The organism is Microbacterium galbum (genome assembly GCF_032464915.1).
GTDB classification, from domain to species: Bacteria; Actinomycetota; Actinomycetes; order Actinomycetales; family Microbacteriaceae; genus Microbacterium; species Microbacterium galbum.
The window spans coordinates 43,200-64,679 of the sequence record NZ_JAWDIS010000001.1 but is presented as its reverse complement, the minus strand read 5'-3'; the positions used below and the strand labels follow the sequence as shown (position 1 = coordinate 64,679).

The following is a 21,480-nucleotide window of genomic DNA, read 5'->3' as shown; positions in this document are numbered from 1 at the left end:
CATGCGTACCAACGTCAATCTCTGGTGGATCATCGCGGTGTTCTCGTTCGTCATCGCGGCGGTCTACACGGTGTGGAGCCTGCTTCAGCACGGCGGTGTCGAGTGGGTGGGAACGGTCGCCCTGGCGTTCCTCGGGCTCATGTCTTCGATGATCGCCTTCTACATCGGCCGGGTCATGAAGGCGCAGCGCGGTGACCTCCCGGAGGACATCCTCACGGCCGACATCGACGACGGCGACCCCGAGATGGGCGAGTTCAGCCCGTGGTCCTGGTGGCCCATCGTCCTCGCGGCCTCTGCGGCGATCGCCGTGATCGGCCTCGCCGTGGGCAGCTGGCTCGTCCCCGTCGGTTTCGCGGTGTTTGTCGTCGCGATCGTCGGCTGGGTGTACGAGTACTACCGCGGGTACTTCGCGCGCTGATCCTGTGCCCGTCCGTCTGAGAGCGGCTGCCGTCTCCGACGCCGGCGCCCATCGACCCACCAACCAGGACGCCGCCTTCGCGGCGTCCTGGGGGGCGGCTGTCGCCGATGGCGTCGGCGGCGGTCCGTCCGGAGACCTCGCATCCGCCGCCCTCGTCCATCGCCTCGTGGCGACGAGCGGGGGCGGGCTGGATGCCGACGGCCTCCTGGTTCGCATCCGTGAAGCCAATTGGGACATCCGCGCCCACGTCGAACGCGATCCCGCGCTCGAGGGGATGGCAACGACGTTCACCGGCATCTTCCTCAGCGTCAGCGGTGAGTTGCTGCTGGCGCACACCGGTGATTCCCGCGCTTACCTCCTTCGCGACGGAGAGTTCACGCGGGAGACCCGCGACGACTCCTACGTTCAGGCGCTCGTCGACCATGGGATCATCCCTCCCGAGGCTGCCGCGGCGCACCCGCGCCGTAACATCATCACCGCCTCGCTCGGCGGAGCCGAGGGTGATGTCGTATCGGTGGCGGAACGGCCCCCGATCCTCGGCGACCGGTGGGTTCTCTGCAGCGACGGTCTCACGGACTACGTCCCGGAGGCCGATGTCGCCCGTCTCATCGCCGAGGCGCCCGACGCCCGCTCCGCAGCGGCGGCGGCAGTCGCCCTCGCGCTCGAGGCAGGGACGCGCGACAACGTCACGGTGGTGGTGTGCGACGTCGTGGACGACGATGAGACCGACGGCGGGGAACCGATCTTCTTCGGGTCGGCAGCTCGCTGGTTCGCAGAAGACGTGGAAACCGCCTGACCCCTCACGCGGTTGTCGATCGTCTCCTCCGCGGAGGTGGCCTCCTCCGCGTCAGCGCCCGTCTGAGCGCGAGTCCTCGCGCGCGAACGCATCTATCGCATCTTGGGCGATCTGCGCGCTGCGAGGGCCACCGTGGCCGTCTTCCTCCACGATTTCGAGTCGGCTCCCCGGCCACGATCGGTGCAATCGCCATGCCGTGAGTGCCGGCCCGCTGATATCGCGCCGCCCGTGCACGAGGACCCCGGGGATGCCGGCCAGCTCCCCGATGCGGACGAGCACGGCACGATCACCGGGCAGGAAGCAGTCGCGCGCCCAATAGTGCGTGACGAGTGTGGCGAAGTTCCGTCGTTGAGGGGGGTCGTCGTGCAGGAAAGGGCCCGGGCCCGCCAGGGGGCCGAGTGACATGTGGGTCGCCTCCCATTGGTCCCACCGGTCGCCGGCGTCGCGGCGGACCGCGGGGTCGGGATCGCGCAGCAGACGCGCGTACCCCTCGATCGTGCGCTCGTCGGCGCGAAGGGGCTCGCGCAGGCGAGCGTGGGCCTCGGGGAAGACGGGTTGCATCCCGTCGGTGATCCAGTCGATCTCCCACCGGCCACCGCTCGTCACCGCGAGGTTGACCACTTCGCTGACGCGCTGAGGATATTCGAGCGCGTAGGCGAGCGCCAGCGTCGACCCCCATGAGACGCCGTGGAGCAGCCAGCGGTCCACGGCGAGGTGCTCGCGCAGGGCTTCGAGATCGTCGAGGAGGTGCGTCATCGTCTGCGTCTCGAGAGTGGAGAGATCGTCCGACGCCCAGGGCGTGCTGCGTCCGCATCCGCGCTGATCCAGTCCGATGATGAGGTGGAGTCGGGGGTCGAAGCGTCGGCGGTACCCACCCTTGCCGAGACCACCGCCGGGACCGCCGTGCAGGTAGAGCGCGGGTCGACCGGTAGGGTTGCCCGACACCTCCCAGTAGAGGCGTGCGCCGTCGGGTCTGTCGAGGTATCCGGACGTGAACGGGTCGAGAGGCGGATGCTGCATCGACGCAGCCTACGGGAGATCCCCTGCGGTCGTGCCGTCGGAGTCATCGTCGCCCCGCGGAGCGCGTGATCGTCAGCGACTCGACGCGCGAGTCGCGAGTAACCGATTTCGCGATCCGCCGGCGACCGTCCCGTCCTTCCGGCGGCCATGTCGGGCGGTCGACAACTGCGTACGGCCGTCAGGAGCGTCCCGGCGTCACGTGCGTACAACCATCACCGTGGGGTCGAAGACGCGCTCGAGCGGTCCGTGGTCGTTCTCGACCGGCTGTCCCTCGCGCACCCAGTACTCGTAGCCACCGATCATCTCGCGGACGCGGTAGCCGAGCTCCGCGAACGCGAGGGCGCCCTTCTGCCCGGCGTTGCATCCCGGGCTCCAGCAATAGACGACGACCTCGACGTCAGGGTCGATCTCCCGGGGCGCTCGCGCGGCGATGTCGCGGTAGGGCATGTGGACGGCTCCGACGATACGACCCTGGGTCCACGCGTCTTCCCCGCGCACGTCGACGAGAACGAAGCGATCCCCGGCTTTCTGCGCGGCGTAGACATCCGAGGGGTCCGTTTCGTGGGCGAGGCGGTGACGGAAATAGTCGAGGGCGTCGGTCATGGCTCCACGGTAGGACCGCGTCCACGCCGTAGGGGAGAGGTTCGGATGCCAGGCGTCGTCGTCTTCCTGCCAGGAGACCGATCGCTCATCCCCGAAGCACCCAGGAACGCGGCGGGGCCGGCGGCATCCGGTGAATCCCCGGGTGGAGCGCCTCTCGATTGTCGCGCGGACGCGAGCCTCCTGCGGAGGGTCGACGGAGCAAAAGACGGAACCCCCGGCGCCGTAGCACCGGGGGTTCCGTCAGGGAGGAGTGGTTACTCGCTCTTGCCGTCGTTCGGACGGTTGCGCTCCTCGAGGCCCTTGGGGGCCGGGATCTCGACCTCGACGCGGCCGCCGACCTCATTGTGAGGGCGACCGTCTTCATCGGCGCGAGCGTTGGCACCGGCGATCTCGTCGGCCTCCTCGTGCGCGATGTGGTCGAGCTCGTGGTGCTGGTGAGCCACCGCCGCGTCGATCTCGGTCTGCGTGAGGGGAGCGAGGCGGTCCTCGAAGAACCACCGCGACACCGACGCACGCACGTTCTCGTGCCAGGGGATCTGACCCTTGTCGTTCGGGCGGACCACCAGAGGCTCGTAGGTCTCGTTGTCGACCAGCTTCCAGCGCTCGTACTCGTCGACCGGCTGGTGGACCTCGATGTACTCGCCACCGGGGAGGCGGACGATGCGACCCGACTCGTAGCCGTGCAGCGCGATCTCGCGGTCCTTTTTCTGGAGCGCGATGCAGATGCGCTTGGTGACGAAGTAGGCGAGCACCGGTCCGAGGATCAGCAGTGCCTGGAGGGTGTGGATGACGCCCTCCATCGTGAGGTGGAAGTGCGTCGCGATGATGTCGGACGAGGCAGCCGCCCACATCACGGCGTAGAAGGTGACACCCGCGGCGCCGATCGCCGTGCGCGTCGCGGCGTTGCGCGGGCGCTGGGCGATGTGGTGCTCACGCTTGTCGCCCGTGACCCACGCCTCGATGAAGGGGTAGATCAGGACCAGAACGATGAACAGACCGAGGACGGCCACCGGGAAGATGATGTTCCACGACCAGGTGTGGCCCCAGAGCACGAACTCGAGGTGCGGCGGGACCAGACGCAGGGCACCGTCGGCGAAGCCGATGTACCAGTCGGGCTGGGTACCGGCGGACACGGGAGACGGGTCGTACGGACCGTAGTTCCAGATGGGGTTGATGGTCACGAGGGCGGCGATCAGGACGATGACACCGAACGTGATGAAGAAGAATCCGCCCATCTTGGAGGCGTAGACCGGGAGCATCGGGTAGCCCACGACATTGCTGTTCGTCCGGGCGGGGCCGGCGAACTGCGTGTGCTTGTTGATGATCATCAGCATCAGGTGCACGGCGAGCAGGGCCACGAGGATCGCGGGCAGCAGCAGGATGTGCAGCGTGTACAGGCGTCCGACGATCGCGGTTCCGGGGAACTCGCCGCCGAAGAGCAGGAACGAGGTCCAGGTTCCGATGATCGGCAGACCCTTGATCATGCCGTCGATGATGCGGAGGCCGTTACCCGAGAGCAGGTCGTCGGGGAGCGAGTATCCGGTGAAGCCCTCGGCCATCGCGAGGATGAAGAGGATGAAGCCGACGACCCAGTTGAGCTCGCGGGGCTTGCGGAACGCACCGGTGAAGAAGACGCGCAGCATGTGCACGCCGATACCGGCCACGAACACGAGTGCCGCCCAGTGGTGGATCTGGCGGACCAGGAGACCACCGCGCAGGTCGAACGAGATGTGCAGCGCCGACTCCATCGCGGCCGACATCGCGATGCCGCGCATGGGCTCGTAGGCACCGTTGTAGTGCGTCTCGACCATCGAAGCCTGGAAGAAGAACGTCAGGAACGTACCCGAGAGCAGGACGACGACGAAGCTCCACAGCGCGATCTCGCCGAGCATGAACGACCAGTGGTCGGGGAAGACCTTGCGGCCGAGCTCCTTGACGATGCCCGACATGCTCGTGCGCTCGTCGAGGTAGTTGGCGGCGGCGCCGACGAACTTGCCGCCGAGCGGCTTGCCCTCGCGGCCGGCCGGGGCCTGAGGCGGCCCGGAGTACACGGCCGGTTCGGTCGTGACGTTCTCGGTGGGGTGGGTACCGGTGCTCATGAGCGCTCCCAGAAGCTGGGGCCGACGGGCTCGTGGAAGTCACTCTGAGCGACGAGGTAGCCCTCGGCGTCGACGGTGATGGGGAGCTGCGGCAGGGGACGGGCGGCCGGGCCGAAGATGACGGCCGCACCGTTGGCGACGTCGAACTGCGACTGGTGGCAGGGGCACAGGAGGTGGTGGGTCTGCTGCTCGTACAGCGCCACGGGGCAGCCGACGTGCGTGCAGACCTTGGAGTACGCGATGATGCCGTCGTACGACCAGTCCAGGTTGTTGGTCTCGGGGTTCAGCTGCTCCGGCTGCATGCGCATGAGCAGGACGATGGCCTTGGCCTTCTCTTCGAGGTAGCCCTCGTCGTGGCCGAGGCCGGCGAGCTCCTCGGGGATGACATGGAAAGCGGAGCCGAGGGTGACGTCGGCGGCGCGGATCGGACGACCCGAGGGGTCGTGCGAGAGGCGCATTCCCTCTTTCCACATCGTGTGGCTCAGAGCGGTCACCGGGTCGACGTCCTGCGGAGCCAGACCACGGAACAGCGTGATACCCGGGATGACCGAGGCGGCCAGGGCGGCGAACATCGAGTTGCGGATGATCTCGCGACGGCCGAATCCGGAGTCCTTGTCGGCCTCGGCGAAGACGTTGATCGCACCTTCGCGGACCTGGTCGCGCCCACGCGTGGCGTGACGGTCTTCGATGTACTCCTTGTCGGACATCACCGACTTGCCCCAGTGGATGGTGCCGATGCCGATCGCCAGTAGCGCGAAGGCGATGCCGAGTCCGATGAAGAGATTGTTGTAACGGATGTCGATCAGCGCGCCCGACTCGATCGGGAAGATCATGTAGGCGATGCTCGCCCAGATGCTCGCCGCGACCGAGAAGTAGAACAGCGTGTAGACCGTGCGGACCGCGCGCTTCATCGTCGCCGGGTCCTGGTCCGTCATGCGCTGACGGTGACCGGGAAGGCCGGGGTTCTGTACGGCGTCGGGAACCGCGACGGCGAGCCCCGAGCCGGGCTTCCAGGAAGCCCTCTCGTGCTCGAGTGCGTCGTCCGCGTGTGCCATAGTGCTGTGCTCCTCGTGCGTTTACGTAATGTCGAAGACGACGGTCAGTTGGACTTCGCCGTGATCCACACGGTCAGGGCGATGAGCGCCCCGATACCGAAGATCCAGATGAACAGACCCTCAGAGACCGGACCGAGCGAGCCGAGGGCGTAGCCACCCGGGGAGTCGTTCTTCTGGAGGTACATCAGGTAGGAGATGACGTCGCGCTTGTCTTCGGGGGTGAGGTTGAGGTCGTTGAAGACCGGCATGTTCTGCGGCCCGGTGACCATGGCGGCGTACATGTTGACGGGCGTGACCGTGTGGAGGTCGGGCGCCCACTTGCCTTCGGTCAGCGCGCCACCGGCGCCGGCGACGTTGTGGCACATGGCGCAGTTGATGCGGAACAGTTCGGCACCGTGCGACAGATCGCCCTCGCCGTCGACGAGGTCGGCCGAGGGGTACTCGGGGCCGGGAGCGGCCGACTGCACGTAGGCGGCGATCGCGTTGATCTGCTCCTCGGTGAACTGCGGCGGCTTCACGGGAGCCTGCGGGCCCTGGGCCTGCAGCGGCATGCGACCGGTCGAGACCTGGAAGTGGACCGACAGCTCGCCGACGCCGAACAGGGACGGACCCTGCTGGCTGCCCTGGAGGTCGAGACCGTGACAGGTGGCGCAGTTCGCCTGGAAGAGCTTCTGACCCTCGTCGACCGCGGTCGCCGAGTTCACCTCGCTCTCGGGGACGGTCGACGTCGCGGCCATGGCGGCCGACGCGCCGGCGTAGACGCCTCCGGTCAGGAGGAGGCCGATGCCGATCAGCGCGGCAGCGGCCAGGGGGCTCCGGCGACCGGATGCCCGACGAGTCTTCTTCTCGCGTGCCATGTGGTGCAGCTCTCTTACTTGAGGAAGTAGATGACGAAGAACAGGGCGATCCAGACGACGTCGACGAAGTGCCAGTAGTAGGACACGACGATCGAGGTGGTCATCTCTTTCCGGCCGAAGTTCTTCACGGCGTAGGCGCGACCGATCACGAGAAGGAAGGCGATGAGGCCACCCGTCACGTGCAGGGCGTGGAAGCCGGTGGTGAGGTAGAAGGCCGAGGCGTAGGGGTTGGCACTGATGGGCATGCCCTCCGCCACCAGCGTCGCGTACTCCCACACCTGACCCGACACGAAGACCGCGCCGAGGATGAAGGTGAGGTAGAACCACTCCACCATTCCCCACTTGAGGAAGCCCGTGGGCTTGCCCGTGCGGTACGGCTGGTATCGCTCCGCAGCGAACACGCCCATCTGGCACGTGACCGAGGACAGCACGAGGATGATCGTGTTGACGGTCGCGAAGGGGACGTTGAGCAGCTGCGTCTCTTCGGCCCAGAGGGGCGCGGAGGTGCTGCGCAGGGTGAAGTAGATCGCGAACAGGCCGGCGAAGAACATGACCTCGCTGCCCAGCCACACGATGGTGCCCACGGCGACCGGGTCGGGCCGCTTCACGGCACGCACAGCCTGGGAATACGTCGCTGAGGTCGTCACCGTTCCATTATGCGCGATCCCGAGGGCCGATATTCCCATCCCCACCCTGGGATATTCCATCGTCGAGACTTAGGGAAGCCTCAGAATCCGCAAGGAATCCCCGGTGCGGAGGCGGTTCCACGGCCGTGGGCCTCCGTGAGGGCGAGCGACACGCGTGTGAAAGGATCATGGCATGGCGGAACGCTTCACTTGGCCCGATCTGCTCTCCTCGTTGCTCGCGGGTACCGACCTCAGCGTGTCGGAGTCCACGTGGGCCATGCGGCAGGTCATGGCCGGCGAGGCGACGCCCTCCCAGCTCGCGGGATTCCTGATGGCGCTGCGGGCGAAGGGCGAGACGGTCGAGGAGATCGTCGGATTCCGTGACGCCATCCTGGAGGCCGCTGTACCGCTGCCGGTACGGGCCGAGGTGCTCGACATCGTCGGTACCGGGGGAGACCGCTACGGCACCGTGAACGTGTCGACGATGGCGGCCGTGGTGGCGGCGGCATCCGGAGTCCCCGTCGTGAAGCACGGGAACCGTGCCGCGAGTTCGGCGTCGGGGTCGAGCGACGTGCTGTCGTCGCTGGGCATCGCCCTGACGCTCGCGCCCGAGAAGGTGGCCGAGACGCTGGAGCGCACGGGCATCACGTTCGCGTTCGCCTCGGCTTTCCACCCCGGCTTCCGTCACGCAGCGGCGACGCGCTCCGAGCTCGGCGTGCCCACGGTCTTCAACTTCCTGGGGCCCCTGTGCAACCCGGCCCGAGCCGAGGCCAATGCCGTGGGCGTCGCGCACCTCGACCGGGTGCCGCTCATCACCGGCGTCTTCCGGACGCGGGGGGCCACCGCCCTCGTCTTCCGCGGCGACGACGGCCTCGACGAACTGACGACCACCGGCCACAGCCGGGTGTGGGAGATCAGCCGCGGCGACGTGCACGAGCACGATCTCGACCCGCGGGATCTCGGCATCCCTCTGGCCGACATCGACGACCTGCTGGGCGGGTCTCCCGATCACAACGCCGAGGTGGTGCGGCGGGTGCTCGGCGGAGAGACCGGACCGGTCCGCGACATCGTGCTGTTGAACGCCGCGGCGGGGCTCGTGTCGTTCCGCCTGTTCCAGGATGCAGCCCAGGTGCAGCGTCCGATCCTCGAGCGCCTCGCCGAGGCGATGGCCGATGCGGCGGCGGCGATCGACGACGGTCGAGCCTCCGCGAAGCTCGACGCCTGGGTGCAGACGTCGAAGGACCTGGCGGAGTAGGGCATGGATCCGCTCGACGCGCTCACCGAGATCGCGTACCTGCTCGAGCGGGAGAGGTCGTCGCGGTACAAGTCGAAGGCGTTCCGCGCGGCGGCCGCCGCGATCGAGGGTCTGTCCGTGGAGCAGCTGCGCGACCCGGCACTGCGGCGGCGCCCGGGCATCGGCGACTCCACGTTCGCCGTCATCCAGCAGGCCCTGGCCGGCGAGGTGCCCGAGCGACTGTCGAAACTGCGCGAGGAGACGGCGGCGGTAGGGGGCGACACGGTGCGCCCGCTGCTGCGCGGCGATCTGCACAGCCACAGCGAGTGGTCGGACGGGCTGACCCCGATCGAGGCGATGGTGGACGCGGCCCGCGGGTTGGGGCACGAGTACCTCGCGCTCACCGACCACTCTCCGCGGCTGACCGTCGCGAACGGTCTGTCGCCGGAGCGCCTGCGGGCGCAGATGGAGATCGTGCGGGGTCACCGTGGTGAGGGGTTCACGCTGCTCACCGGGATCGAGGTCGACATCCTGGACGACGGGAGCCTCGACCAGGAGGACGAGCTGCTGCACGCGCTCGACGTGGTCGTGGCATCCGCTCATTCCAAACTGCGCATGGAGCGTCGGCTCATGACGACGCGTCTGGTGGCGGCGGCGCGGGATCCTCGGGTCGACGTGCTGGGGCACGTGACCGGCAGGCTCGTCGAGGGGGCGCGGGGGACGCGCCCGCCATCGGAGTTCGACGCCGAGGCGGTGTTCGCGGCGTGCGCGGAATCGGGCGTCGCGGTCGAGATCAACTCGCGGCCCGAGCGGCAGGATCCGCCCGACGAGATGCTTTCCCAGGCGATCGCGGCGGGGTGCCTGTTCTCGATCGACTCCGACGCCCATGCTCCCGGCCAGCTGTCGCTGCTCGACTACGGGGCGGCGCGCGCCGAGGCCCTCGGGGTGCCCGTCGAGCGGATCGTGACGACGTGGCCGCTGCCGCGGCTGCGGGAATGGCTCGAGAGGAAGCGCTGATTCAGCGCGGTAGGGCGGCGAGGGCGCGAGTCATCGACGAGCCCAGGTTCCACTTCTCGGCGAGCGCCGTCGCGGCGTCCTCGTCGACGGGCCCGAGTGCGTCGTCGAAGGGAGCGAGCGGCAGATCGCGCGCGACGCGCACGACGGTCGGGGCGACGGCGAGGTAGTCGGCGGCAGCGGCGATCTTCGCGCGCTGCGCGGGGGTGCCCGCGGTTCCGTCCTCTACGGCGGCGCGGATGGCGTCGAGGGAGCCGTGGGCCTCGAGGAGCGAGGCGGCGGACTTCTCGCCGATGCCGGCCACGCCGGGAAGGCCGTCGGAGGGGTCGCCCCGGAGGACCGCGAAGTCGGCGTACTGCGCGGCGTGCACGCCGTACTTGCCGAGCACCGCGGAGTCGTCGACGATCTCGAGGTTGCTCATGCCGCGGGCGGTGTAGATGATGCGGATGCCGCGGGCGTCGTCGATCAGCTGGAAGAGATCGCGATCGCCGGTCACGACGTCGACGGGCGCGTCGGCCCGGGTGGCGAGGGTTCCGATGACGTCGTCGGCCTCGTGCTCGGGAGCGCCGACGACGGGGATGCCGAGCGCGGCCAGCGTTTCCCGGATGAGGGGGATCTGGGCCTCGAGCGGATCGGGGATCTCTTCCACGTCGGGCCCGGACGGCACCGCCTCGACGACGCGGTGCGCCTTGTAGCTCGGGAGCAGGTCGACGCGCCAAGCGGGTCGCCAATCGTCGTCCCAGCAGGCGACGAGGCGCGTGGGGCGGTAGGTGGTGACGAGCTTGGCGATCATGTCGAGCAGGCCCCGGACGGCGTTGACCGACGAGCCGTCGGCGGCCTTCACCTTGTCGGGCACGCCGTAGAAGGCGCGGAAGTACAGCGACGCGGTGTCGAGGAGCATGATGCGGTCGGTCACGGTCTCGATCCTGGCACGGGAGGTGCTCGGGGGCGATCGGCGCGGGGAGGCTCGACGGCGGGGAGGGAACGGGGACGAGACCTAGAGTGGCGGGATGTCTTTCGGGTCGGCATCCACTCGTCCACAGGCGCAGGCGCCGTGTCCGTGCGGGGGCGGGGTGTTCGGCGACTGCTGTGCGCCGATCCTCGACGGTGCCCCCGCCCCGAGCGCGGAGCGGCTCATGCGCTCGCGCTACTCCGCCTTCGCGCTCGGCGACGAGGCGCACCTCGCCCGGTCGTGGCATCCCCGTACCCGTCCGGATCACATCGACGTCGACGACGGCACGGTGTGGACCGGACTGATCATCGAGGACGCGGCGGAGGACGGGGATGCCGCGGTGGTGGCCTTCCGCGCGCGCTGGCGGCAGGCCGGCCGGGACGGAGAGCTGGTCGAACGGAGCCGCTTCGTGCGGCGGGGCGGGCGGTGGGTGTACGTCGACGGCGATGTGGCGTGACGGCGTCACGCGGGGCGTCAACCCCGCGTGGGCGTGTCGGTGCTGCTGAATAGGGTCGATTCCGGATCCTCGGCGAAAGGACACGCATGATCCCCGACGCGCAACGCGACCTGCTCGAGAACCCGAACTACGGCAGTCTCGGCACCGTCCGTCCGGACGGGACGGTGCAGGTGAACCCGATGTGGTTCGCCTACGACGGTGAACACCTGCTGTTCACGCACACCGTGACGCGCCAGAAGTACCGCAACCTGCAGCGCAATCCGTCGATGAGCCTCATGGTCTTCGACCCCGAGCGCCCGTACCGCTACATCGAGGTGCGCGGTCGCCTCATCGAGGTGGAGCCCGACCCCGAGGGCGCGTTCTACGTCTTCCTCGGCATGCGCTACGGCAACGCGCAGCAGGAGGCGCCGCCCGATCGCGCCGACCGCGTGATCTTGAAAATGTCGATCGACAACGTAGGAGGACAGTGACATGGAACGCATCGTGATCATCGGAGGGCACGGGAAGGTGGCCTTGCACCTGGCACGGCTGCTCGCCGACCGCGGCGACGAGGCCACCTCCGTCATCCGCAATCCCGACCAGGCCGGCGACATCGAACAGGCGGGCGGGACGCCCCTCGTGCTCGACGTGGAGAATGCCGACACCGACGAGATGGCCGCAGCCTTCGAGGGCGCCGACGCGATCGTGTGGTCCGCCGGGGCCGGCGGCGGCAGCGCCGAGCGCACCTACGCCGTCGATCGCGACGCCGCGCAGCGCGCGGTCGACGCCGCGGCGAAGGTGGGCGTGCGACGCTTCGTGATGGTGTCGTGGATCGGTTCGACGCCCGATCACGGGATCGACCCCGACGACTCGTTCTACGCCTACGCCGACGCGAAGCTCGCGGCCGACGACCACCTGCGGGCGAGCGAGCTGGACTGGACCATCCTCGGCCCGGGCACGCTCACCCTCGACCCGCCGACGGGACGCATCACCACCGCACCGCAGGGCAAGGGCGAGGTCTCGCGCGCCGACGTCGCGGCCGTGGCCGCCGCCGTGCTCGTGCAGCCGGCGACCATCGGGCGCTTCATCCGCTTCGGCGCCGGGGACACGCTCATCGCCGAGGCCATCGTCGCCGAGCACGCGGGGAGCGACGCATGACCGCCGTCGCCGACCGCGCGCAGACCCTCGTCGGGCTGCACGCCGCCCCCGAGATCCTCCGCGTCGTCAACGTCTGGGACGTCGTGTCGGCGCGGGCCGTCGCGGCGCTTCCCGAGACGAAGGCGCTCGCGACAGCGGGTCATTCGATCGCCGCGACCTTCGGCTACGAGGACGGCGAGAACATCCCCGTCGAGCTCATGCTCGACATGGTCGGACGCATCGTCGCCGCCGTCGACGTGCCTGTCAGCGCGGACCTCGACGCCGGCTTCGGCGATCCGGGCGAGACGACGCGCCGAGCGATCGGCGTCGGCGTCGTGGGCGCCAACGTCGAGGACCGGGTGAAGCCGCTCGCCGAGGCCGTCGCCGCCGTCGAAGCGGTGATCGCCGCCGGTGAGGCGGAGGGCGTCCCCTTCGCGCTCAACGCCCGCACCGACGTGTTCCTGAAGGGTGCGGATCGGTCGCTCGACGACAAGATCGCGGATGCCGTCGAGCGCGGCCGCGCGTTCCTCGCGGCGGGTGCCACCTCGGTGTTCGTGCCCGGGAAGCTCGATGCCGACACGACCCGGCGCCTGGTCGAGGGTCTCGGGGAGCGGAAGCTGAGCGTCATCGGCGTCCCGGGCAACCTCACGGCCGCCGAGTACGAGGCGCTGGGGGTCTCCCGCATCTCGTACGGCCCGCAGACCCAACGCGTCGCGCTGACGGCGCTCCAGGATCTCGCGATCGACCTCTACGCCGACGGCGTCATTCCGTCGACGGTCCGCGAACTGAACTGACCGCCGCACCGGAGTCCGGGATGCCGCGTCGGCGGTGTTCCGGACTCCGTCGCGTCGTGGTCGGCATCCGCGGGGCGACCGCCGATGTCAGACCTCGTCGTCGTCCTCGTCGACGACGATGACCCCGTCGGGCACCGGGTCGTTCAGCAGCGGCTCGGCCGCGAGGGTGAGGTCGATGGTCGCCCGGAGCAGCCCGCCCAGGGTCTCGGAGCGCAGGAGCTCCATCTGGTCGAGTTCACCCAGCGGCGCGATCGCGGCGACCTGCCAGGCGCGGGGGAGCGGCTCCTCCGACAGCTCGACCTCGGGATCCCAGCGCGTGCCACCGTACTGCTGGGCGCGGCCGAGCACGCGCCGCACGATGCGCTCGGCCTCCTCGAGCAGCGGCATCAGTGCGTCGTTCCACTCGAGGTCGGGGAGGGCGCGGACGTCGGCGCGCGGATAGGGCGCGTCGTCGAGCCACTCGACGATCTCGAAGCGCTCGGTCCCGCGCGCCACGATCTGCATCTGCCCCGCCTGCGGGACGACGTGACTGAGCTGCGCCATGGTGCCGAGGGCGAAACGCTGGTCGCCGCCGCCGGTCTCGGAGCCGCGCTCGATGAGCACCACGCCGAAGGCGGGGTCGGTCTCGTCGAGCAGGCGCCCCAGCATGACGAGATAGCGCTCCTCGAAGATCCGCAGCGCGAGGGGCGTGTGCGGGAAGAGGACGGCTCCGAGGGGGAACATCGCGGTACCCATGGCCCCAGTCAACCAGCGCCGGGGGACGACGGGGTCGCGACGGCGCCGATCCTCAGGGGGCTTGCGGAGAGGACAGGGATGCCGTCCGGCTCAGTCCTCGGTCTCACGGAGCGTCTCGTGGACGCGGTGCAGATCCATCAGGAGCGATCCCGTGAGCACCCAGTGCAGGGTCGAGGGCGTCTGGATCTGCAGGGGGCGGGTGAGCGCGGGCTCGGTGTCGACCGCCCGCTCGGGCCCCGCGTCGAGGGCGAACGCCAACCGCACGTCGTGCGCGGCCCGGTGCAACTGCTCCGCGATCGCGCGCACCGCCGGCTCGTCGACGATGGAGCTCTCGTAACCGTCGTAGACGGCACGCGTCATGCCGACGGTCTGCGTCACCACCGGGGTGAAGCGATCCAGCAGCGCACCCATCTGCGCGAGCTCAGCGCGGTGCCGGTTGCTGCGGGGGTTCAAGGCCAGCGAGTCGGCTCCCTCGCGGATCGCATCGGCGGCGGCATCCCGGACGGGGCGCAGCAACCGCGCCTCGAGCAGGAGCCCCTCGAGGGATGCCGGGGTCTGCGGCCTCTCGAGGGCGTCGGCGAGGCGCTCGAGGGCCGCGGCCAGCTCGCGTCCGAGGACGTCGACCTTCTCGCGGGCCGCGGGCACGAGCACGGGCGGGACGAGGACGGTGTTGACGACGATGCCGATGGCAGCGCCGATGAGGGTCTCGAGGACGCGGTCGAGGGCGTAGTTCGGGGTCGCGGTGCCGAGGGCGAGCACGAGGAGGGCGCTGATCGCGATCTGGTTCGTCGCGCCCGGCGAGATCCGGGCGGCCCAGGCGACGGCCAGCGCCACCCCCGCCGAGAGGAGCGCCACCCACGGCTGCGACCCGAAGGCGAGGCCGAGGAGGGCGGCGATGAGGACGCCGACGATGACGCCGACGCTGCGTTCGACGGCGCGGGTGAACGACTGGTTGATGCTCGGCTGGACGACGAGGAGCGCCGCGATCGCGGCGAAGATCGGGGGCGGACCCTGCACGAGCCAGCCCGCCAGGAGCCACGCCGCCACGATGGCGAGCGCGGACTTCGCCACCTGGAGCAGGGGGACACGACGCGGCGCGCGGACGGTGAGACTGCCGCGCACCGTGCGCAGGTCGGGGATGCGCACGGGTCAGTCCTTCCGCGCCACGATGTCGTCGGCGTTGTCGGCGACCCACTCCATGAGGGGGATCACGCGCGTCATGAGATCGCGTCCGCGCGGTGTGAGGGCGTACTCGACGCGGGGCGGGACCTCGGGGTAGGCCGTGCGTTGCACGAGTCCGTCGCCCTCGAGCGTCTTGAGGGTGCTGGCCAGCATCTTCTCGCTGATCCCGGAGATGTTGCGGCGGAGGACGCCCCAGCGCTGCGTGCCGTCGGACAGCGCCAGCAGCACGAGGATGCCCCACTTGCCCATCACGTGATCGAGCACGGTGCGGGTGGGGCAGCCGTCGGTGAAGATCTCGGGGTTGCGGCCGCGCAGATCGGCAAGACTGACGCTCATGTGAGTACCTAACCAGAAAGTGGGTACCTGCATTCCGGAATGCGGGCGGGCGGCCGCCGTTGCACGAGGCGTACCGATCGAAAGGACACTCCCATGACTCTCCTCGTCACCGCCGCCTCCGGACACCTCGGCCGTCTCGTCGTCGACGCTCTCCTCGAGCGCGGCGTCGCGGCATCCGACATCGTCGCCGGCGTCCGCACGCCCGCGAAGGTGGACGACCTCGCCGCGCGCGGGGTCGGCGTCGTCGAGCTCGACTACTCCCGCCCCGGGACCCTCGCCGCAGCCTTCGCGGGCGTCGACCGCGTGCTGCTGATCTCCGGGACCGACGCCGACCGCGTGACCGGGCACCGCAATGTCATCGACGCGGCGCGCGCGGCCGGCGTGGAGCGCCTCGTCTACACCAGCGCCCCGCGCGTCGACCAGGTCGACTACGCGCTCGGCGCCGATCACAAGGCCACCGAGGAGGCGATCGCCGCGTCGGGCCTGTCGGCGACCGTCCTGCGTCACAACTGGTACACCGAGAACTACCTGGATGCCGTGGCCCGCGGGGCCGACACCGGCGAGATCGTCGCGGCCGTCGGGGATGCGCGTGTCGCCAGCGCGAGCCGTCGCGACTATGCGGCGGCGGCGGCGATCGCCCTGACCACCGACGAGCTCGCCGGACGCACCCTCGAGGTCGGCGGAGATGTGGCGTGGACCTACGACGACCTCGCCGCGGCCGCGGGCGAGGTGCTCGGCCGTCCGGTGACGTACACGGCGGTGACGCTCGAGCAGCTGGAGGCCGGCCTGCAGGCGGCGGGCCTGGATGCCGGGACGGCGGCGTTCGTCGCGGGGATCGACGACGCCATCGCGCGCGGTGCGCTCTCGCAGACCGACGGCACGCTGTCGGAGCTGATCGGTCGCCCGACAACCCCGCTGGTCGACGGACTCCGCGAGGGCCTCGCCGCCCGCTGACCCCTCGTCCCTCGCATGAGTCGCCGGGATTCGTCGCTTCTGCGCCTGTGGAGGCGACGATCCTCGGCGACTCACGCGTTCTCGAGGGCGGTCAGGCGGCGCTGGCGCATGGCCAGGAAGAGCGGGAACGTGAAGGCGAACGCGGTCACGCCGGAGAGCACGATGTACAGCCACGCGAAGCGCATGCCGAGCCGCCGCGCCTCGACGATCACGAAAACGCTCCCGGTGATCGCCACGACGAGCAGGTCGATCGTGATCGACGACACCGCGGGTCCGCTCGTGACGAGATCCCCGATGAAGTCGCGCATCTGCACGATGGCGAAGGCGTTGAAGGTCCAGGTGCCGACCAGGCCGGCGACGGACAGGACGAGGAACGCGACCGCGGTCGGCGACCAGTGGCGTCGGATTTCGCTCATGCCGCGATCCTGCCCCAGCGCCGGTGTCGGCGGAGGGGGCTAGCGTCGAGGCATGGATGCCGACACCGCACGGCGCGTGCTGGAGGAACGGGAGCGGGAGATCGCTCACCGCCTCTCCCGCCTGCACGACGACGAGGAGAGTCTTCGTCACGACCGCGCCGACGCAACAGCCGACGACGAGCACGACCCCGAGGGATCGACGCTGTCGGGGGAGTGGGCCCAGGTCGACGCGCTGCGTCGCGGAGCCGAGGCCGAACGCGCCGAGATCCGCGCTGCGCGCGAGCGCGTGGCATCCGGGACCTTCGGGGTGTGCGAGCGGTGCGGCCGGCCCATCGCGGACGCCCGCCTGGAGGCGCGGCCGTTCGCGCGGCGGTGCATCGACTGCGCGCGGTAGTCGCGCGGCGCGACGGGCGGACGGGGGCGCCTAGGCTCGACGTGTGGAACCCCTGCTGATCGTGCTGCTGTTCGCCAACGCCGTCTTCAACGCCGTCGTCTGGCCGCGCTTCTACCCGCGCATCGCGAAGGACCCCCGGGCGCGGGATGCCGCGGGCAAGCCGACGGCGTTCCTCATCGTGCACACCGTGCTCATCGCGGTCGCCCTCGTGCTCGCCCTCGCGTCCGTGCTCGCCGCCATCGCCGCGATCGTGAGCTGACCGGGCCCCGGTCGAGGCCTTTCGGTAGACTGGTCGCGCGGGTTCGCCCGCCGCACCTCGTGCATCTACCTACCGGACCGGCAAGGCGGCACTGCCCCACGCCCCGGAGATCCTCATGCACCACCCCGCCCCCGTCGTCGACCGACCGTTGATCCACCACACCGGATTCTGGTACTTCCCGGTCGCGTTCGTCGCTCGTCTGCCGTTCGCGATGATGACCGTCGGCGTCCTCGCCATCGTCGTCGCCCTGCGCGGCTCCGTGGCGCTCGGCGGGCTCACCTCCGCCGCCGTCGGCCTCGGCGTCGTCGTCGCGGGCCCCGTGCTCGGCGACCTCGCCGACCGTCACGGCCAGCGGCGCGTGCTCGTCCCGGTGGGGGTGGCCAACGGCATCCTGCTCGCGCTCTTCCCGCTCGTGGTGGCATCGGCCCCCGGTGAGGCGCTGCTGCTCATCGTCGCGACGGCGATCGGTCTCACCGGCCCGCAGACCGCCGCGATGTCGCGGAGCCGCGTGATGGCCCTCATCGGCGACCGGGTGCGCCCCGAGCGCCGTGAGCGCACCTTCTCGCGTGCGATGGCGTACGAGTCGGCCGCAGACGAGACCGCCTTCGTCATCGGCCCCTTCGTCGTCGGCGTCCTCGCCGCGCTCGTCGCCCCCTGGGCGCCCATCATCGGCGCCGCGGTGCTGAGCTTCGTCTTCGTCACCGCGTTCGCGCTGCACCCGACCGGACGGGCCGTGCCCGAACGGTCGGAGCGCGAGGAGATGGCGCCCTTCCGTGACGTGCTGCACCCCCGCATGCTCGTGCTGATCGCGGCCGTCTTCGGCGTCGGACTGTTCTTCGGTTCGACGCTGACCTCGCTGACCGCGTTCATGGAGGCCCAGGGCGCACCCGAGGCGGGGGCGCTGCTCTACGGCGTGATGGGCGTCGGCTCGGCCGTCCTGGCCCTGGCCGTCGCGGCCCTGCCCGCGCGCTTTGCGCTGCGCTGGCGCCTGGTGCTGTTCGCGGCTATCCTCACCGCGTCCGCGGGGGCGTACACGGTCGGCGGATCCGTGGTCACCGTCACGATCGTGCTGTGCCTCATGGGCATCGGCGTCGGGCCCTCGCTCGTGACGCTGTTCAGCCTCGCCGGTCACCGCGCCCCGCGCGGACGAACCGCCTCGACCATGACCCTGCTCGCCTCCGCGCTGACCCTCGCCCAAGCGGTGTCGTCGGCGGTGACCGGCGCGATCGCCGAGGATGTCTCGGTGGCCACGGCGATGCTTCTTCCCGCGGGCGCGGCGCTGCTCGTGCTCGCCATGGCGGCGGTCAATGCGTCGTCTGCGCCGCGGTGGGACGCCGCCCCGCTCACCGTGTGAGCCCGCGTCCGCCCGGACCTCACGCCGGGAGCGGGTAGCGACGGCGCAGGATCAGCCTCTGCGCGAGCGTCCACACGGTGGTCACCGCGAGATAGAGGCCGGCGGCCAGAGGCACGAACACCGCCACGACGGCCGTGGTGAACTGCAGCGCGCCGACCATCGCGCCCGTCCAGGCTGGCGCGGAGGGGTCGACCGCAGGCCGGAGCAGGCGTCGGGTGAGCTCGGCGACCCCGGCGATCACGACGACGATCCCGCCGATCACGGCGGCGGTGGCGGCATCCACCGTTCCCGTCGAGAGGGCGGAGACCAGGCTGCGTCCGAGGGGGACACCCCAGAGGTCGTGCGCGAGGAGGAGGTTCGCGTGTCCGCCGACGACGGGATGCAGGAACACCGCGTACAGCAGCCCCACCACCGGAGCCTGCGCGAGCAGGGGCAGGCAGCCGCCGAAGGGGGAGGCGCCTTCGTCGCGGTAGAGCTGCATCGTCTCGCTCTGCAGACGTTCCGGGTTCTTCCGCCACCGCTCCTGCAGGGCGCGCAGCTGCGGGGCGAGGCGCGCGCGTGTCTGCTCGGCACGCGCCTGCGACACGCCCACGGGGATGAGGAGCATCCGCACGATCACGGTCACGGCGACGACCGCGAGGGCGGCGGCGGCGCCCGGCACGAGCGGGTCGAAGACGGCGGCGAGCGCGAGCAGAGCGCGGGTGGTCATGTCGAGGAGGAAAGCGAGGGGAGGAAGGGCGAAGAGGTCCACGGGGCGTCCAATCGGTGCGTCGATCACGGCGGGGATCGGTCGCGGGGCGCGGTCGACGGCAGGAGCCGGGCGGGCGCGGGCGACCGGCGTCGCAGTTCGCAGAGAACGCCGGAGAATGCCGCGGGACGCGGCAAGGCGGTCGGGATCAGGCGACGCGGATCGTGCGGCCCGGCGCGCGCGGGCGCGGGTGGCCGGCGGCATCGGGATCGCTCTGGGCGATCGGTGCCGAGGGATCGGCGGGCCGGGGACTCGGCGGCGCCGTGGCGGCCAGGAGCGCCGGGAGGACGACGAGCACGATCACGGCGGTGACGACGACCGCCGCGGCCAGGACGACCGCCAGCAGCGGTGTCCCCCCTCCGGGTGTCACGGCCAGCTCGGCGGAGGCGAGCACGAGGTTGAGCACGGCGATCATCGATGCGATCACACGCTCACCCCCGGGAGTCTCGTGGTCCCACGGTAGCAGTGGGCAGCTCGCTACGCTGTCGCCATGACCACCCTCGTCCTCACCATCGTCGGCGACGATCGCGCCGGGCTCGTGTCCTCCGTCGCCGACATCGTCGACGCCCACGGCGGCAACTGGGAGAACAGCGAGCTCGCCGAGCTGGCGGGAGCTTTCGCCGGCATCGTCGAGGTCTCGATCGCCGCCGACGGCGCCGCCGCCCTGCGCGCCGCACTCGAGGGGCTGGCCGGAACGCTCGCCGTCACGGTGCACGCCGGAGCTGCTGCCGCCGCCGCTGCCGCTGCCGCGCGCACGGTGACGTTCGACGTGGTCGGAAACGACCGCCCCGGTATCGTGCGCGAGCTGTCGACCGCACTCAGCGCGCAGGGCGCGAGTATCGAACGCATGTCGACGCAGACGACGGATGCCGCGATGGCCGGCGGACGACTGTTCGAGGCCTCGATCACGGCGACGCTCGCTGCGACCGTCGTCGTCGACGACCTGGTGGCGGAGTTGGAGAGGTTGGCGACGGAGATCCAGGTCGACGTCACCCTGTCCGACGAAGCCTGACCTCTCGGTCCGGCATCCCGGTGGCGCGTGCGTTCCGGACGTCGGGTGCCAGGACCGGGGCGCCGACGCGAAGCGACCGGGTGGGGCTCAGAGCGGTCGCGTCGCGGTCCGTCGTCCCCGTCCGATGAGGCGCGCGATCCCGCGCCACCCGAGCAGGAACAGCGCGAGCGTGACGGCCGCGACGATGACGAACGCCACCGCGACGCCCTGACCGCTGACGGCACGCAGCACCATGCCGAGGATCACCGTGACGGCCCAGACGGGCAGCCCCGTGCGGACGAGCGCGACCGGGCCGCGCCACGCCCGTGACACCAGCCAGCCGACGAGGAGGGCGACGAGGAAGGGCCAGGCCGTCGTCGCGAGCCCCGAACCGAACGGCCCGAGCACGTCGCCGTCATGGGTCGCCCGCCCGATGGCGGCGAAGACGGTCACGAGGACGGCGTCCACGAGGAGAGCGAGGGCGGCGGGGGAGCGGCGGGTCGATGGCACGCCTCCATTCTCGCCCTCTCGCGGGCCCGCCTATCGCCGACGTATCGACTCCCGCAGACGCCGGGGCAACACGCCGCGCGATGGGCTGGTGATTCGTCGACCCGGAGGTTCTCATGACAGATCGCCGCGCACCGCTGCTCACCCCCGCCCGCGTGCTGGGCGCCACGGGGGTCTTGGCCGTGACGGCCGCGCTCACGCTCGCGCCGCGCTCGATCGCGTGGCCGGCGCGCTCCCTCGCCCTCGATGTGCTCGATCGGCTCCCGCCGGTGTGGACCGAGGTGCTGTTCGGCTGGGGTGTCGATGTGGCCGTGAACATCGGATTCTTCATCCCCCTCGGTGCGGCGGTCGCGCTGCTGCTCCCGCTGCGGTGGGCGCCGGCATCCGTGGTCCTGGGGGCGGCGGTGTCGGCCACGATCGAGATCGCGCAGACCGTCATCCCCGGGCGTGTGCCGGACCCGAGCGATGTCGTGGCCAACACCGCCGGAGCACTGATCGGAACGGTCGTGGTCGTCGGGGGCAGGCTGCTCGCACGTCGATGACGCGCGCGCCGCTCGCGCCGC

At 70.6% G+C, this 21,480-nt stretch carries 28 protein-coding genes; 14 read left to right on the top strand and 14 right to left on the bottom strand.

The window, feature by feature from the left end:
* The first annotated feature begins 1 nt into the window (after position 1).
* Positions 2 to 418 (top strand): cytochrome c oxidase subunit 4, encoded by a 417-nt coding sequence (locus RWH45_RS00380; RefSeq protein WP_315992965.1) that lies wholly within the window; start codon positions 2 to 4, stop codon positions 416 to 418.
* 4 nt (positions 419 to 422) lie between these two features.
* Positions 423 to 1,214 (top strand): PP2C family protein-serine/threonine phosphatase, encoded by a 792-nt coding sequence (locus RWH45_RS00375; protein ID WP_315992964.1) that lies wholly within the window; start codon positions 423 to 425, stop codon positions 1,212 to 1,214.
* A gap of 51 nt (positions 1,215 to 1,265) precedes the next feature.
* Here the strand turns inward: RWH45_RS00375 and RWH45_RS00370 are convergent, their stop codons facing one another.
* The 6 genes from RWH45_RS00370 to ctaE form a co-directional block, all read right to left on the bottom strand.
* Positions 1,266 to 2,234, bottom strand: a complete 969-nt coding sequence (locus tag RWH45_RS00370) for an alpha/beta fold hydrolase (protein WP_315992963.1) — start codon at positions 2,232 to 2,234, stop codon at positions 1,266 to 1,268.
* A gap of 195 nt (positions 2,235 to 2,429) precedes the next feature.
* Positions 2,430 to 2,837 (bottom strand): rhodanese-like domain-containing protein, encoded by a 408-nt coding sequence (locus RWH45_RS00365; RefSeq protein WP_315992962.1) that lies wholly within the window; start codon positions 2,835 to 2,837, stop codon positions 2,430 to 2,432.
* A 254-nt stretch (positions 2,838 to 3,091) separates the two neighbouring features.
* Positions 3,092 to 4,936 (bottom strand): cytochrome bc1 complex cytochrome b subunit, encoded by a 1,845-nt coding sequence (qcrB, locus tag RWH45_RS00360; RefSeq protein ID WP_315992961.1) that lies wholly within the window; start codon positions 4,934 to 4,936, stop codon positions 3,092 to 3,094.
* Positions 4,933 to 5,991, bottom strand: coding sequence for a cytochrome bc1 complex Rieske iron-sulfur subunit (gene qcrA, locus RWH45_RS00355; protein WP_315992960.1), 1,059 nt, complete (start codon positions 5,989 to 5,991; stop codon positions 4,933 to 4,935). Before qcrA ends, qcrB begins: the two co-directional genes overlap by 4 nt.
* Before the next feature lie 44 nt (positions 5,992 to 6,035).
* Positions 6,036 to 6,848 (bottom strand): cytochrome bc1 complex diheme cytochrome c subunit, encoded by an 813-nt coding sequence (gene qcrC / locus RWH45_RS00350; protein ID WP_298875568.1) that lies wholly within the window; start codon positions 6,846 to 6,848, stop codon positions 6,036 to 6,038.
* 14 nt (positions 6,849 to 6,862) lie between these two features.
* A complete protein-coding gene (gene ctaE / locus RWH45_RS00345; RefSeq protein WP_315992959.1) occupies positions 6,863 to 7,534 on the bottom strand; it encodes an aa3-type cytochrome oxidase subunit III in 672 nt (223 codons plus the stop codon).
* A gap of 133 nt (positions 7,535 to 7,667) precedes the next feature.
* On the opposite strand from ctaE, the gene trpD reads away from it, so the two are divergent.
* Together trpD and RWH45_RS00335 are read left to right on the top strand one after the other, a co-directional pair.
* Positions 7,668 to 8,729 (top strand): anthranilate phosphoribosyltransferase, encoded by a 1,062-nt coding sequence (gene trpD / locus RWH45_RS00340; protein ID WP_315992958.1) that lies wholly within the window; start codon positions 7,668 to 7,670, stop codon positions 8,727 to 8,729.
* A 3-nt stretch (positions 8,730 to 8,732) separates the two neighbouring features.
* A complete protein-coding gene (locus RWH45_RS00335; protein ID WP_315992957.1) occupies positions 8,733 to 9,725 on the top strand; it encodes a PHP domain-containing protein in 993 nt (330 codons plus the stop codon).
* Between the two features lies 1 nt (position 9,726).
* Here RWH45_RS00335 and RWH45_RS00330 read toward each other — a convergent pair whose 3' ends face one another.
* The gene (locus RWH45_RS00330; RefSeq protein ID WP_315992956.1) at positions 9,727 to 10,638 is read right to left on the bottom strand and encodes a 5'-3' exonuclease; all 912 of its coding nucleotides are present in this window, start codon (positions 10,636 to 10,638) and stop codon (positions 9,727 to 9,729) included.
* A 94-nt stretch (positions 10,639 to 10,732) separates the two neighbouring features.
* On the opposite strand from RWH45_RS00330, the gene RWH45_RS00325 reads away from it, so the two are divergent.
* The 4 genes from RWH45_RS00325 to RWH45_RS00310 all read left to right on the top strand — a co-directional run bounded on the left by RWH45_RS00325 (position 10,733) and on the right by RWH45_RS00310 (position 13,041).
* Complete coding sequence (locus tag RWH45_RS00325; RefSeq protein ID WP_315992955.1) at positions 10,733 to 11,131, top strand: YchJ family protein; 399 nt, start codon at positions 10,733 to 10,735, stop codon at positions 11,129 to 11,131.
* A gap of 86 nt (positions 11,132 to 11,217) precedes the next feature.
* A complete protein-coding gene (locus RWH45_RS00320; RefSeq protein ID WP_315992954.1) occupies positions 11,218 to 11,601 on the top strand; it encodes a PPOX class F420-dependent oxidoreductase in 384 nt (127 codons plus the stop codon).
* Position 11,602: 1 nt separating this feature from the next.
* Positions 11,603 to 12,268 (top strand): SDR family oxidoreductase, encoded by a 666-nt coding sequence (locus RWH45_RS00315; RefSeq protein ID WP_315992953.1) that lies wholly within the window; start codon positions 11,603 to 11,605, stop codon positions 12,266 to 12,268.
* Positions 12,265 to 13,041 carry an isocitrate lyase/PEP mutase family protein gene (locus RWH45_RS00310; protein ID WP_315992952.1) on the top strand — a complete coding sequence of 259 codons (777 nt, stop codon included), beginning with the start codon at positions 12,265 to 12,267 and terminating at the stop codon, positions 13,039 to 13,041. Before RWH45_RS00315 ends, RWH45_RS00310 begins: the two co-directional genes overlap by 4 nt.
* Before the next feature lie 87 nt (positions 13,042 to 13,128).
* On the opposite strand, the gene RWH45_RS00305 is transcribed toward RWH45_RS00310, so the two are convergent.
* From RWH45_RS00305 to RWH45_RS00295, 3 genes are all read right to left on the bottom strand, one after another.
* Positions 13,129 to 13,776 carry an LON peptidase substrate-binding domain-containing protein gene (locus RWH45_RS00305; protein ID WP_315992951.1) on the bottom strand — a complete coding sequence of 216 codons (648 nt, stop codon included), beginning with the start codon at positions 13,774 to 13,776 and terminating at the stop codon, positions 13,129 to 13,131.
* Positions 13,777 to 13,866: 90 nt separating this feature from the next.
* The gene (locus tag RWH45_RS00300) at positions 13,867 to 14,922 is read right to left on the bottom strand and encodes an FUSC family protein (RefSeq protein WP_315992950.1); all 1,056 of its coding nucleotides are present in this window, start codon (positions 14,920 to 14,922) and stop codon (positions 13,867 to 13,869) included.
* A 3-nt stretch (positions 14,923 to 14,925) separates the two neighbouring features.
* Positions 14,926 to 15,294, bottom strand: a complete 369-nt coding sequence (locus RWH45_RS00295) for a winged helix-turn-helix transcriptional regulator (RefSeq protein ID WP_315992949.1) — start codon at positions 15,292 to 15,294, stop codon at positions 14,926 to 14,928.
* A gap of 93 nt (positions 15,295 to 15,387) precedes the next feature.
* On the opposite strand from RWH45_RS00295, the gene RWH45_RS00290 reads away from it, so the two are divergent.
* Positions 15,388 to 16,248 (top strand): SDR family oxidoreductase, encoded by an 861-nt coding sequence (locus tag RWH45_RS00290; RefSeq protein WP_315992948.1) that lies wholly within the window; start codon positions 15,388 to 15,390, stop codon positions 16,246 to 16,248.
* Between the two features lie 71 nt (positions 16,249 to 16,319).
* Here RWH45_RS00290 and RWH45_RS00285 read toward each other — a convergent pair whose 3' ends face one another.
* Complete coding sequence (locus tag RWH45_RS00285) at positions 16,320 to 16,664, bottom strand: DUF2834 domain-containing protein (RefSeq protein ID WP_315992947.1); 345 nt, start codon at positions 16,662 to 16,664, stop codon at positions 16,320 to 16,322.
* 52 nt (positions 16,665 to 16,716) lie between these two features.
* Between RWH45_RS00285 and RWH45_RS00280 the strand changes: the two genes are divergently transcribed.
* The 3 genes from RWH45_RS00280 to RWH45_RS00270 all read left to right on the top strand — a co-directional run bounded on the left by RWH45_RS00280 (position 16,717) and on the right by RWH45_RS00270 (position 18,671).
* Positions 16,717 to 17,058: a TraR/DksA family transcriptional regulator gene (locus tag RWH45_RS00280; RefSeq protein ID WP_315992946.1), complete on the top strand. Its 342-nt coding sequence runs from the start codon at positions 16,717 to 16,719 to the stop codon at positions 17,056 to 17,058.
* 43 nt (positions 17,059 to 17,101) lie between these two features.
* A complete protein-coding gene (locus RWH45_RS00275; RefSeq protein ID WP_315992945.1) occupies positions 17,102 to 17,317 on the top strand; it encodes an SCO4848 family membrane protein in 216 nt (71 codons plus the stop codon).
* A gap of 115 nt (positions 17,318 to 17,432) precedes the next feature.
* Positions 17,433 to 18,671 (top strand): MFS transporter, encoded by a 1,239-nt coding sequence (locus RWH45_RS00270; RefSeq protein WP_315992944.1) that lies wholly within the window; start codon positions 17,433 to 17,435, stop codon positions 18,669 to 18,671.
* 19 nt (positions 18,672 to 18,690) lie between these two features.
* Here the strand turns inward: RWH45_RS00270 and RWH45_RS00265 are convergent, their stop codons facing one another.
* Positions 18,691 to 19,449 carry a YidC/Oxa1 family membrane protein insertase gene (locus RWH45_RS00265; RefSeq protein WP_315992943.1) on the bottom strand — a complete coding sequence of 253 codons (759 nt, stop codon included), beginning with the start codon at positions 19,447 to 19,449 and terminating at the stop codon, positions 18,691 to 18,693.
* 118 nt (positions 19,450 to 19,567) lie between these two features.
* A complete protein-coding gene (locus RWH45_RS00260; RefSeq protein WP_315992942.1) occupies positions 19,568 to 19,846 on the bottom strand; it encodes a DUF6412 domain-containing protein in 279 nt (92 codons plus the stop codon).
* 63 nt (positions 19,847 to 19,909) lie between these two features.
* On the opposite strand from RWH45_RS00260, the gene RWH45_RS00255 reads away from it, so the two are divergent.
* The gene (locus RWH45_RS00255; protein WP_315992941.1) at positions 19,910 to 20,431 is read left to right on the top strand and encodes a glycine cleavage system transcriptional repressor; all 522 of its coding nucleotides are present in this window, start codon (positions 19,910 to 19,912) and stop codon (positions 20,429 to 20,431) included.
* A gap of 87 nt (positions 20,432 to 20,518) precedes the next feature.
* Here the strand turns inward: RWH45_RS00255 and RWH45_RS00250 are convergent, their stop codons facing one another.
* On the bottom strand, positions 20,519 to 20,920 hold the full coding sequence (locus tag RWH45_RS00250) for a DUF3054 domain-containing protein (protein WP_315992940.1): 402 nt from the start codon (positions 20,918 to 20,920) through the stop codon (positions 20,519 to 20,521).
* A gap of 113 nt (positions 20,921 to 21,033) precedes the next feature.
* On the opposite strand from RWH45_RS00250, the gene RWH45_RS00245 reads away from it, so the two are divergent.
* Positions 21,034 to 21,459, top strand: coding sequence for a VanZ family protein (locus tag RWH45_RS00245; protein ID WP_315992939.1), 426 nt, complete (start codon positions 21,034 to 21,036; stop codon positions 21,457 to 21,459).
* The last annotated feature ends 21 nt before the right edge of the window (positions 21,460 to 21,480 follow it).